Origin of the sequence: Pseudomonas sp. D(2018) (genome assembly GCF_005502555.1) — a bacterium.
Classification (GTDB): domain Bacteria; phylum Pseudomonadota; class Gammaproteobacteria; order Pseudomonadales; family Pseudomonadaceae; genus Metapseudomonas; species Metapseudomonas resinovorans.
Genome location: NZ_SCOK01000014.1, coordinates 21235 through 33255, shown reverse-complemented (window position 1 = coordinate 33255; position 12021 = coordinate 21235). Strand labels below are relative to the sequence as shown.

11 protein-coding genes and 1 pseudogene are annotated in these 12021 nt (G+C 64.0%); 1 reads left to right on the top strand and 11 read right to left on the bottom strand.

Annotation, left to right across the window (positions count from 1 at the left end):
* Positions 1–69 precede the first annotated feature (69 nt).
* From FFS60_RS11515 to FFS60_RS11485, 7 genes are all read right to left on the bottom strand, one after another.
* Positions 70–417, bottom strand: a complete 348-nt coding sequence (locus FFS60_RS11515; RefSeq protein WP_137822030.1) for a Na+/H+ antiporter subunit G — start codon at positions 415–417, stop codon at positions 70–72.
* The gene (locus tag FFS60_RS11510) at positions 414–683 is read right to left on the bottom strand and encodes a K+/H+ antiporter subunit F (protein ID WP_028631008.1); all 270 of its coding nucleotides are present in this window, start codon (positions 681–683) and stop codon (positions 414–416) included. Before FFS60_RS11510 ends, FFS60_RS11515 begins: the two co-directional genes overlap by 4 nt.
* Positions 668–1168 carry a Na+/H+ antiporter subunit E gene (locus FFS60_RS11505; RefSeq protein WP_137822029.1) on the bottom strand — a complete coding sequence of 167 codons (501 nt, stop codon included), beginning with the start codon at positions 1166–1168 and terminating at the stop codon, positions 668–670. The genes FFS60_RS11510 and FFS60_RS11505 overlap by 16 nt, the downstream gene beginning before the upstream one ends.
* Positions 1165–2664, bottom strand: coding sequence for a monovalent cation/H+ antiporter subunit D (locus tag FFS60_RS11500; RefSeq protein WP_137822028.1), 1500 nt, complete (start codon positions 2662–2664; stop codon positions 1165–1167). Before FFS60_RS11500 ends, FFS60_RS11505 begins: the two co-directional genes overlap by 4 nt.
* Positions 2661–2996, bottom strand: coding sequence for a Na+/H+ antiporter subunit C (locus FFS60_RS11495; RefSeq protein WP_028631011.1), 336 nt, complete (start codon positions 2994–2996; stop codon positions 2661–2663). Before FFS60_RS11495 ends, FFS60_RS11500 begins: the two co-directional genes overlap by 4 nt.
* Positions 2996–5791: a monovalent cation/H+ antiporter subunit A gene (locus FFS60_RS11490; protein ID WP_137822027.1), complete on the bottom strand. Its 2796-nt coding sequence runs from the start codon at positions 5789–5791 to the stop codon at positions 2996–2998. The genes FFS60_RS11495 and FFS60_RS11490 overlap by 1 nt, the downstream gene beginning before the upstream one ends.
* 230 nt (positions 5792–6021) lie before the next feature.
* Positions 6022–6486: a glycine zipper 2TM domain-containing protein gene (locus tag FFS60_RS11485; RefSeq protein WP_028631013.1), complete on the bottom strand. Its 465-nt coding sequence runs from the start codon at positions 6484–6486 to the stop codon at positions 6022–6024.
* Between the two features lie 158 nt (positions 6487–6644).
* On the opposite strand from FFS60_RS11485, the gene FFS60_RS11480 reads away from it, so the two are divergent.
* Positions 6645–6884 carry a hypothetical protein gene (locus FFS60_RS11480; RefSeq protein ID WP_028631014.1) on the top strand — a complete coding sequence of 80 codons (240 nt, stop codon included), beginning with the start codon at positions 6645–6647 and terminating at the stop codon, positions 6882–6884.
* Between the two features lie 6 nt (positions 6885–6890).
* On the opposite strand, the gene pdxH is transcribed toward FFS60_RS11480, so the two are convergent.
* The 4 genes and pseudogenes from pdxH to FFS60_RS11460 form a co-directional block, all read right to left on the bottom strand.
* A complete protein-coding gene (pdxH, locus tag FFS60_RS11475; protein ID WP_137822026.1) occupies positions 6891–7538 on the bottom strand; it encodes a pyridoxamine 5'-phosphate oxidase in 648 nt (215 codons plus the stop codon).
* A 51-nt stretch (positions 7539–7589) separates the two neighbouring features.
* Positions 7590–8249: pseudogene (locus FFS60_RS11470) on the bottom strand (OmpA family protein); the annotation flags it as partial.
* Between the two features lie 191 nt (positions 8250–8440).
* On the bottom strand, positions 8441–9589 hold the full coding sequence (locus tag FFS60_RS11465; protein WP_137822025.1) for a serine hydrolase domain-containing protein: 1149 nt from the start codon (positions 9587–9589) through the stop codon (positions 8441–8443).
* Between the two features lie 84 nt (positions 9590–9673).
* Positions 9674–12001, bottom strand: a complete 2328-nt coding sequence (locus FFS60_RS11460) for a beta-galactosidase (RefSeq protein ID WP_137822024.1) — start codon at positions 11999–12001, stop codon at positions 9674–9676.
* Positions 12002–12021: the final 20 nt, after the last annotated feature.

The window sequence follows — 12021 nt, the reverse complement described above, 5'->3', positions numbered from 1 at the left end:
GAAAAGCGTCAGTCTAGGCGGCCGCTCGCAAGGCCAGACAGGCACAGCAAGCGGGAAAAACTGTAGCGCTTACTGGTTCCAGGGTTTGCCACGGGTCTTCTGGTCCAGGGGCAACTGCTGCAGGACCGCGGCCTTGGCCAGCATGTAGGCGCTGACCGGGGCGCTGATGAAGAGGAACAGGCTGATCAGCAGTTCGTGCAGGCTGAGTCCGTCGGTATCGGCAGAAAAGAACACCAGCGACGCAACCACCACGCCGCCCACCCCCAGGGTGGTGGCCTTGGTCGGGCCATGCAGACGCATGAAGAAGTCCGGCAGGCGATACAGGCCGAAGGCGCCAATCAGCACGAAGGCACTGCCGAGCAGCAGCAGCACCGATACGAGTATTTCCGCCCAGAGGGACAAGGGTTCGCCACTCATTCGATGATGTCTCCGCGCAGCATGTACTTGGCCACTGCCACGGTGCTGACGAAGCCGAGCACCGCGATCAGCAGCGCCACCTCGAAGAACAGGTCGCTGCCCTTCCAGATGCCATAGAGCATCAGCAAGGCAATGGCGTTGATGTAGAGGGTGTCCAGTGCCAGCACGCGATCGGGCAGGCAGGGTCCCTTGATGAGCCGGGCCAGGGCCAGCAACAGCGCCAGGCCAAGCATGGCCAGGCAAAGCGGTATCACGTAGGCGAGCATGGGAAGATCTCCTTCAGCGGCGCCTCGTAGCGCGACTTGATCCCGGCCACCATGGCGGCCTTGTCCGGCACGTCGAGGCCGTGCACCAGCAGGGTGCGGCGATCGGCGCTGAGGTCGGCCGCCAGCGAACCCGGCGTCAGGGACACCACGCTCACCAGCACACTGATGGCCACTTCGTTGTCCAGCTCGATGGGCACCTCGACGAAAGCCGGACGCAGTGTCTCGACGCGCCCCAGTGTCAGCCGCGCCACCTGGAAGTTGGCCACCAGCACGTCACCCATCACCATCAGCAGGAAACGCATCAGCTTGAGCGGGTGCCAACGCTTGGGCCGTTCGATCAGCAGCGGCTGGAAACAGAACGGAATCAGCCAGCCGAGGAAGGCGCCCAGCAGCCAGTGGCCGAAGGCGAAGGAATCCACCAGCAGCAGCCACACGAACAGCAGCAACAGGCTCTCGGCGGGATGAGGGAAGAGTCGACGCATCATGCTCCGGCCTCCTCGAGAATCGCGCGATACAGGTCCAGGTCATGCAACTGCAAAGCGCTGGCCTGAACGTAATCCATCAGCGGCTGGGCAAAGGCGACCAGTACCAGGCTGCCAGCCAGCAGCAACAGGGTGGCGAACACCCGACCGCTATCCAGTTCGGCACTGCCAAGCACCTGGTGACCGGTGCGCCAGAACAGGGTGCTACCCGCGCGGCTCAAGGCCACCAGGCTGACGAATCCACCAATCAACAGCACGCTCCACAACGGCAACGCCCCGCTGCCCGGCAGCACGGCCTGGAGCAGCAAGAGCTTGGCGAAGAAACCCGACAACGGCGGCAGGCCTGCTACGGCGATGGCGCCGAAGAAGAACGCCGCCCCCAGGATGCCCGGATTCTGCAGCGCCGGGCCCTGGACGAGGTTGCCGGCCTTGACGCCACGCTGGCGGCTGACCAGGTCGGCGAGGAGGAACAGCGCCCCCGCCACCCAGGTGCTGTGCAGCAGATAGAAGAGTGCCGCGCCCTGCGCCTCGGGCGTACCCAGGGCAATCGCCGCCAGCAGCGTACCGGCGGACACCACCACCAGGTAGGCCAGCAGTCCCTGCAGGGTAGTAGCGGCCAGCGCACCCAGGGCGCCGAGGATCACCGTGGCCAGCGCCAGTGGCCAGAGCCAGGGCTGGGCGAGGTTGGCCAGCTCGCCGGCACCTGGGCCGAATACCAGGCTGTAGACACGCAGGATGGAGTAGATGCCGACCTTGGTCATGATCGCGAACAGTGCAGCCACCGGCGCGCTGGCTGCGGCATAAGCACGTGGTAGCCAGAAATACAGCGGCAGCAGCGCCGCCTTGAGAGCAAAGACCAGCAACAGTACCAGCCCGGCGGCGGCCAGGACCGGGGTGTTCTCCGGCCCGGCAGCGGCCACTTGGCGAGCCATGTCGGCCATGTTCAGGGTGCCGGTGATGCCATAGAGGGAGCCCACCGCAATCAGGAACAGCGCCGAGCCGGCAAGGTTGAGGATCACGTAGTGCATCCCTGCCCTCACCCGCTCGCCACCGCCGCCATGCAGCAGCAGCGAGTAAGAGGCAATCAGCAGGATCTCGAAGAATACGAACAGGTTGAACAGATCGCCGGTCAGGAAGGCTCCGTTGATCCCCAGCAGTTGGAACTGGAACAGCGCATGAAAGCGCAGGCCGATGCGGTCGTCGCCACGCACGGCGTAGAGCACCGCGGCGCTGGCCAGCACGGCGGTGGCCAGTAGCATCAGCGCGGCCAGGCGGTCGAGCATCAACACGATGCCGAACGGCGGCTGCCAACTGCCGAGCGCGTAGACGCGCAATTGACCATCGTCGGCCTGTTGCATCAGCAGCAACGCCAGCGGCACCAGGGCCAGGGTGGCGAGTGCGGAGAGGCTTCGCTTCAAACGCTCATTGGACGGCAGCACCAGCAGCAGCGCGCCGGTGAACAGGGGAATCAGGATGGGCAGGATCGTCAGGTGCGTCATGGCGCCGACTCCTCGTCGGTGCGACCGTCGACGTGATCGCTGCCCAGATCGCCAACACCGCGCAGGGCCAGCACCACCACGAAGGCAGTCATGGCGAAGCCGATGACGATTGCGGTTAGCACCAGGGCCTGGGGAACCGGGTCGGCGTACTGCACGTCACGCCCAAGCACCGCGGCCTCACCGACCAGGCGCCCCATCGCGAAGAGGAACAGGTTGACGGCATAGGACAGCAGGGTCAGCCCCAAGACCACGGGAAAGGTCCGGCCCCGCAGCAGCAGGTAGACACCACTGGTGGTAAGCAGGCCGAGGGTAACGGCGAACAGCGCCTCCATCAGTGAATCTCCTTGATCGCTGCGGGAGCCAGGCTCACCCGCCCCAGGTTGACCAGCACCAGCAGGGTGGCACCGACAACGGTCAGATAGACACCCAGGTCGAACAGCATGGCGGTGGCCAGTTCGAATTCTCCAACCAGCGGCAATTCGAAATGACCGAAGGCGGACGTGAGGAAATTACGCCCGAAGAACCAGCTGCCGAGGCCCGTGAGGGCGGCGATCAGTACACCTGCGCCAGCCATGCGCTGGTAATCCAGTGGCATGCGTTGGTCCACCCAGGCGATGCCGCTGGCGATGTACTGCAGCACCAACGCCACGGCGGTCACCAGCCCGGCGATGAATCCACCGCCTGGCAGGTTGTGCCCGCGCAGGAAGATGAACACCGAGATCAGCAGTGCCAGCGGCAGCAGGAGGCGCGACAGGGTTTCGAGGATCAGCGGGTGCTTGGCGTGAGCCCATCGGCGTCCCTGGGGATCACAGGTGGGATTGGTCAGGCGCAAGCCCGAGAGCATGGCGAAGATGCCGACGGCGGCAATGGCCAGGACGGTGATCTCGCCCAGCGTGTCGAAGCCGCGGAAATCCACCAGTATCACGTTGACGACGTTGGTGCCGCCTCCGCCGGACACACTGTTGGCCAGGAAGAACCCGGCAATACCGTCATAGGGACGAGTCAACACGGCGTAGGCCAGCAACGCCACCATTACCCCAACGCCGCAGGCCAGAGCGAAGTCGCGCAGGCCGCGCAGGCTGGAGCTCTCGCCCGGTGTTCGGGATGGCAGGTAATAGAGCGCCAATATCAGCAGTACAAGTGTCACAACTTCTACGACCAACTGGGTCAGGGCCAGATCCGGGGCGGAAAAGCGGGCGAAAGCCAAGGCGACCAGCAGACCGGCCACGCCGAGAACCATCAGCGAAATCAGTCGCTGGCGATGAAAGATCGCCGTCAACACGCCCGAGGCGGCCAGCACCACAAGCCCCAGGGCAGTGATGCCATCCAGCGGAGTCAGTGGGCGCTCGCCGGCTATCTGCGGCAGCGGCGCCAGGGACAGCGCCACCAGCACCACCGCACTGCCCAGCAACCAGGCCAGGTAGCGTTGCAGGGAACCGTTTTCCAGATATCCGGTAATCCAGCGGGCGGCCTGGGTGACGCGCTGCACCTGCTGTTCGAACACTTCCTTGGCGTCGGTGTCGGGCAAATCGGCATACCAACGGAACAACGGTTTGCGCAATACATAGACGAGCACACCGCCGACCAGCGCCACGAGGCTCATGGCCAACGGCAGGTTGAAGCCATGCCAGATCGCCAGGTCGTACTCCGGCAGCGTGCCACCGAGACTCGCGGAGGCTGCGGCGGCCAGCAACGGCGCCACTGTGTAGCCCGGCAGCATGCCAACCACCAGGCAGAGAAACACCAGGATCTCCACCGGCACCTTCATGTAGCGCGGAGGTTCGTGGGGTGGGAACTTGGGCAGGGCCACCGGCTCGCCATTGAAGAACACGTCATGGACGAAGCGCAGCGAATAGGCCACCGAGAATACCCCGGCCAGGGTCGCTGCCGCTGGCACCACCCAACTGAAGCTACCCAACAGGTCCTGCTGCAAGGTTTCGCCGAAGAACATTTCCTTGCTGAGGAAGCCGTTGAGCAACGGCACACCGGCCATTGCGAGCGACGCCACCATCGCCAGCACGGCCGTGTGCGGAAGGTACTTCCACAGCCCGTTTATCAGGCGCATGTCACGGCTGCCGGTTTCGTGATCGATGATCCCTGCCGCCATGAAGAGCGAGGCCTTGAACGTGGCATGGTTGATGATGTGGAACACCGCAGCGACGTTGGACAACGGCGAGTCGAGGCCGAACAACAGGGTGATCAGGCCCAGGTGGCTGATGGTCGAGTAGGCCAGCAAGCCCTTGAGGTCATGCTGGAACAGGGCCATGCCGGCACCGAACAGCAACGTCGCCAGGCCGCTCAGGCTGACCAGATAGAACCAGAGGTCGGAGCCGGCCAATGCGGGGTAGAGGCGCGCCAGGAGGAACACCCCGGCCTTCACCATGGTGGCCGAGTGCAGATAGGCCGACACCGGCGTGGGTGCCGCCATGGCGTGGGGCAGCCAGAAATGGAACGGGAACTGCGCGGACTTGGTAAACACACCCAGCAGCACCAATACCAGGGCCACCGGGTAGAGGCTGTGGGCGCGGATCTGCTCGCCCGCGGCGAGCACCTGAGTCAGTTCGAAGCTACCTGTGATGTACCCCACCAGCAGCACCCCGGCGAACAACGCCAGGCCACCGCCGCCTGTCACCGCCAGGGCCATACGCGCGCCTTTGCGCGCGTCGGAGCGATAGCCCCAGAAGCCGATCAGCAGGAACGACGACAAGCTGGTCAGCTCCCAGAACACCAGCATCAGCAGCAGGTTCTCGGACAGCACCACGCCGAGCATCGCGCCCATGAACAGCAACAGGAACGCGAAGAAGCGCCCCATGGGCTCTTCCTTCGACAGGTAATAGCGGGCGTAGAGGATGACCAGCAGGCCGATGCCGAGAATCAGCAGGGCGAACAGGTAGCCCAGCCCGTCAAGGCGCAAGCTGAAACTGAGGCCGAACCCCGGCAGCCAGGGCTGGACGAATGTCAGTGTATGGCCAGCGAAGACGCTGTCGGTCTGGGCCAGCAGCAGGATGAGGCCGGTCAGCGGCACCAGCGCGGCAACACCCGCGCATACGGAACGACCAAGGCGCTCGGCCAGTGGCGGAAATAGCGCCCCGAGAAAAGGCAGCGCGACAATGAGCGCCAGGATCATCCATATCTCCCCTAGGTCAGCGCCATTTCCTTCCAAGTCACGGAAATGGCAAGCGAAAAACCCAGCGATTATCCATTACTATCGATTCATCGCGATAGATTGAATTATTTCAAAACGCTAGTAACGCCGAATAGCGCCCAGACCAGAAGGCGACAGGCCAATGGCGCTGTCGCCTTCTTTTCGGGACTGGACGGGAACGAACAAGCTGTCCCGATTGGGGCAGCTTAGCTTCAGTGGGCGACGCGGCTGGTGCCGTTGACCGTCAGAATGCGCACGCGCTCGCCAACGCGGAAGATTTCGTTGGGCTGGACTTCCTGGACATAGGCGCGCATCGAGCCATCGTCCTCACGTACGGTGATTTCTACACCCTGGGTACGGGTAATGCCCTCTTCAGCCGCAGCACCCAACAGGCCACCCGCGACCGCGCCAATCACCGCTGCAACCGCGCTGCCGCGGCCACCGCCGATGGTGCTGCCGCCAATACCGCCGACCACCGCACCGGCACCGGCGCCGATTGGCGTCTTGGTACCTTCGATCTTCACCGGGCGCAGGGATTCGATCATGCCCATGCGCACGGTCTGCACTTGCCGAGCCTCGTCACGGGAATAGGTGTCACCGGTCAGGCTCGACTGACAGCCACCCAATGCCAGTGCCACTGCCGTGAAAGAGGCGACCAGCAGGACGGGTTTACGCATAGCATTTCCTCCAGGATTGAGTACCTATCCATTAGACTCCGCGCCGCGGAGGCTGTCACTCGAACAGGCAAACTACTCAGGGTTCGTTCAGCCGGAATTCAGTTTTCTGACAGCAGCCTGGGAAATTTCCCACGCCCCATGTAACCCAAGGTTAGCCCATGGACTACTTCATCATCGTAATCACCACCGCCGCCGGGCTGTACTTCCATTGGTGGCTCTATGTACGCATCAAGCGCTGGATGGATCGCGACCTCGCATTGTCCCTGGCTGAAGGCGACAAGGCCAAGCAGGCCTTCATGCTGGAGCAACTGGCGCTGGCGCGTGAGGCCGGCATCAAGCGGCGCCAGCTTCCGGATTGGCTGCGCCAGGCAGCCGATCGCTACCAGGCGCAGGGCTGAGCCTGTTCAGGGGGCCAGGCGCTCACGCACCCAGGCACCGTCGACAAGTCGATAGTTGAGGCGGTCGTGCAGGCGACTTGGCCGCCCCTGCCAGAACTCGATGCGCTCGGGTAGCAGGCGATAGCCGCCCCAATGCGGCGGACAACTGGGCGCCGTGTCGAGGAAACGTTGTTCAGCCTGCGCCAGCAGTGACTCAAGCTCGACACGATCTCTGATCACCCGGCTCTGCGGCGAAGCCCAGGCCCCCAGGCGGCTACCCAGCGGGCGCACCTGGTAATAGGCGTCGGATTCAGCTGGCGTCACTCGCTCTACCCTTCCCTCGATGCGCACCTGGCGCTCCAGGGCCGGCCAGAAAAAGGTCATGGCCGCAAAGGGATTGGCCGAGAGCTGCTCGCCCTTGGCGCTGTCGTAATTGCTGAAGAAGGTGAAGCCGCGCTCATCCAGGCCCTTGAGCAGCAACACCCGGCAATGGGGTCGGGCTTCGGCATCCACCGTGGCGAGGGTCATGGCGTTGGGCTCGACTGGCAGTTGCTCGGTCTTCACCGCATCGCCGAACCAGCTCTGGAACAGGCTGAAAGGCTCGGCGGGAGCCTGCTCCTCGCTGAGCCCGTCACGGGTGTAGTCACGGCGCATATCGGCCAGGGTCTGGGTCATGATTGGCGGTCCTGTGGTCGGAAAGCCAATAGCTTACCCAAGCCCGGCCTACTTGGTTTGATCTGCCGCAACCACCTGCTCGGCCTTGCCCGACTGCTGCGGCTTGGCCGGTGTGTTGTACTGGGCGAGCAGCGCAACCAGTGTGGCTTGCGGCGTCAGGACCATCTCGACACGACGATTGAGCGAACGGCCTTGCTGGCTGTCATTGGCCGCGCGCGGCATATCCGAACCCAGTCCCTTGAGGGAGAGGCGATCACGCTGCAGGCCGCTCAGGCGGAAGATGGCGGCCACGGACTGGGCACGCTCCTGGCTGATCTTGCGGTTGGTCTCATCCTTGCCGGAGGTATCGGCGTGGCCGAGCACCAGCACCGCGGTCTTGGGATCGCCTTCCACCAGCTTGGCCACCCGGGTAATCGGGCCCAGGGTAACGGGCAGGAGCATGCTCGGGCGATCCGGATTGAACGATGGGTCAACCGGCAGGATCACCACCAGCACGTTCTCGCGGCGCTCCACTTCCAGCTTGCTGTCTTTCGCGGCTTCACGCAGGCGCGGTTCGTACTGGTCGAGCCATGCCTGGGTGGCCTTGACGTCCACCTTGGCCACCTTCGGTGCCTTGGCTTTTGCTTCACCGCCAAACGGCCACCACCCGTGGCTGCCAGAAGCAACCTTCTCGGGTTGGGCGGGGGCTTCGGCCTTCTGGTGGCCAAGCATGCTGCAGCCGGACGCAGACATGCAGAGGATCAAGGTGGATATCTTGAACAGCTTCATGGGCAGGATTCCGTAGTCGCTGAAGGCCGCACGCCAACATCGGGATGATGGCGATTTAATTTCACAATCTGGCTTAAATTCTGGCGGCAAGCCTTTAATCAGCAAAGAAAAAAACAGTCTATCTGACGAGTGGCTCAGCCCAGGCAGTCCTTGACCACTCGCGCCAGCTTCTGTGCGCGAGGGTCCATCAGCACATAGGGGCCGAGGGTGTTGGTGACGAAGCCGAACGCCAGCTCGCGCTCCGGATCAGCGAAGCCGGTGGAGCCACCAGCACCGGGATGGCCGAAGGCGTAACGGCCCAGGCCGTAAGTGGCGTTGGCCACGTCCGGTTGGTCGAGCATGCAGCCGAGGCCGAAACGGGTGGCAGTCAGCAGGGTAAGGTCTTCGCCCTGACTGTGTTCCCGGGTCAGTTCGGAGAGCAGTTCCGAGTCCAGCAACTGGCCGTCCAGCAAGGCGGCATAGAAGCCAGCCAAGCTGCGCGCGTTGCCGTGGCCATTGGCCGCCGGCTGCTGCATGCGCCGCCATTCCGGCTTGTTGGTGCTGGTCATGATGGACGGGGGATTGGTAAAGGCGCGGGTACTAAGTGAATTCGGCTCGGTCATCATGCACTTGAGCAGCCGCTGCGCTGCCGCGTCGCCCATGTTGCCCTTGGCGCGGGCGATGTGGGCCACGCGGTGGAATTCCTCATCCGCCAGGCCGACGTGGAAATCCAGTCCCAAGGGTTTGGCGACACGCGCCACGATGGATTCCCCCGGACCACGGCCATCGGCACGACGAATCAGCTCGCCTACCAGCCAACCGTAGGTGATGGGTGCATAACCGTGGGCTTTTCCCGGCGTCCACCAGGGCGCTTCGGCGGCCAGTGCAGCGGTCATCGCGTCCCAGTCGTAGAGCGCTTCAGCCGGCAGCGCCGTTCGAATCGCCGGCAAGCCGGAGCGATGACAGAGCAACTGACGCACACTGATGCCTTCCTTTCCGGCGGCGGCGAACTCGGGCCAATAGCGCGCCACTGGGGCGTCCAGGTTGAGCTTGCCCTCCCCTACCAACTGCAGCAGGGTCACTGACGTAAAGGTCTTGGTGCAAGAGAACAGATTGAGGATTGTGTCGCTGTGCCAGGCTTCCTGGCCATCCTTGTCGGACACACCTGCCCAGACGTCGAGCACCGTCTCCCCACCCACCTGCACACAAAGGGCGGCCCCGCGCTCCTGCGGGTCAGCGAAGAGTTCGGCGAACGCGTCTCTCGCCGCCTCGAAGCGCAAGTCGAAATAGCCCTGGGTCTGCACCGGGTTGCTCCTGAAAAATGAATGGAGGCGGCATTGTTCCAGCCTTGCCGCCCCTTGTGAACCGTGCCGAAGACGGGTCGCCCATCAGGGCTTCCCGGCTTCCTCCTGCTGGGGCGCCGCCGGCTGGGCGGGCTCCTCGGCCTTGGTTTGCTCCGCCGGTGCGTCCTTGGGTTGACTGGCCTCTTTCACTGGCGCGGCCGGTTTCTGCGCTGCCGCAGGCTTGGCCGGCGCCTTCGGCTCCACCTGCTTGTTGATACCGGCTGCCAGGCCCAGGTTGGCCTTGCGCACGACATCGACAAAGCCCTGCCAGGGACGGTCGGTGATAGCGACGAGCCCCAGGTGGCCGTTCTCGCCATCGAGCAGGCGACCTGTCGCCGGCTGATCGAGGTACTGGAACCAGTGTGCGCCGACAATCAGCGGTTCCTCGGCGGCCTTTTTCAGGTAGTTGGCATAGGCCGCGCCGCGTTCCTCTTCCTTGTAGACCTCCGCAACGCCACCCCAGAACGGGCCACGGTCACGGGAGCCGAAGTGGAATTCGGTGATCATCAGCGGCTTGTCCAGACGACGCAGCAGGTCCATGTCCAGTCCATGCTGCGGCTCGCGGGTGTAGCGGTTGAAGCTGATGACATCGCAGTACTGCGCGCAGGACTCGATGGCCTCGGGCACGGTGGCAGCGAAGCGTCCCCCCAGCAGCATGTGATTGGGCGCGTGCCACTTCATCGAGTCAGCGATGGTCTTGAAGTAGGTGTCGGCATAGAAGCGCTGGAAGCGCTGGAAGTCTTCCTCGATGGCCGGGTGTTCGGGATTCGGCAACGGCGGTTCGAAACCCGGGTCCTCCATCAGCTCCCATGCTTGCAGCTCGATGCCCCAGGCCTTGGAGAGGCCCGCCTGATTGCGGTACTTGTCGCGCAATTGCTTGAGGAAGGCACGCTTGGCGGGCACGTCGGTGGTCAGGCGCAGGGTGCCATAGGCCAAGGCGTAGCGCGCTTTCGGGTCTTCACCGTGGCCGCCCCAGGCCAGTTCGTTATCGGCAAAGAAGCCAAGCAGCCAGGGGTCGTCACGGTGGTCGCGGGCGGCAATGGCAATGGCTCGCTCCGCCGCCATGGCAAAGCGCGGATCGAAGGGATCGGGCATGCCGCCCCACCAATCGAAGCCGGTCTTGATGGTGGCGTAGTCACCATGGATGGAGAGCGGCAAGGTGTAGGGCATGCGCTGGCTGTTGTTGAAGGCCGGATCACTCCAGTTGCCGACGGTATTGAAGCCCCAGGCCTTGAGACGGTCGAGACTGTGGCTGATCCAACGCTGAGGATCATTGCCGCCGTAGGTGCGCTCGACGTTCGCGCCATAGAAGTCGTACCAACGACCCTGGTTGAAGGCGCGGCCCTTGTTGGCGTCGGTTTCGGCGCGGTCGTCGCCCTTGCCGAAGTGAGTGGCGAGGGGCTCGTTGTCCTTGGGCAGCGCCTTGAACATGGCTTCGCGGCCCTCGACGTAGGTCTGACTCAGGCCGGGGGTCACTGCGTTCACGCCCAGAGAGAAGAACGGATGGCCTTCCGGCGTCACCAGGAACCAACGGCCATTGCGCTTCTCCGTCCGGAAGAAGCCGCTGGCTTCGAAGGTTTCACCGCCTAGCCAACCGCCATAGACATCCTGCTGCGGCAGCTTGGCCGTCCAGCCGGCGAGCTGCTTCGCTTCATCCTCGGCGCCCTTCTTCAGTTGCTCGTCATTCTTCACCTTGCCCGGCCAATCAGCGCGGGCGTACTGGCCATAGGCGTCCATCAGGCCGTCATAGAGGGCATCCTGCTGGTCGTCCTCCACCGTGCCGAAGCGTCCAAGCAGCACGTTCTGGGCGGCGTTCGGCTGGTTCAGGGAAAGCGTCACGGACGCGACCTTGCTGCGGTCCAACCCACCATTGACCAACGTGGCAGGCAGCGACCGCTGGCCGTCGCGTGTCCAGGGCACTGGAGGTGCCGCGCGCATGCCATGGGCATTGGGCGAAGTGGCAGCCAGGGGCACCAGCAGGGTCTGCGCCGGGCCGGCCGGCAGCGCCACCTGGGTGGTCAGGACCTTGCCGTCGGTGCTCTCGATGGCAACGTCCAGGGTGATCGCCCAGTCTTGCGCACTCTGGATACGCAGGCTCATGGCCTCAGCCTTGGACCAGTCCCAGCTGCCGCTCTGCGGGGTCAGGCGCAGGCTGGGCTTCTCGGCGACGTTGAAGGTGAGCCGGCGCAGGATCTCACCATCGGCAGTCGATTCGGCGGTCACGCTCGGCAGGCTGGCGTCCTGGGTGGTCACCTGCACGGCGTCCAGCGGACGGACAAAATTGAACAGGGTCTCTGCCTGGGCAGCCAGGGGGATTCCCGACAGCCCGAGAAGGATGGCCAGGAGAAGGGGGTGTTTGGATGTCGAAAGCATCGGACCGGAGTTCCCAAGAG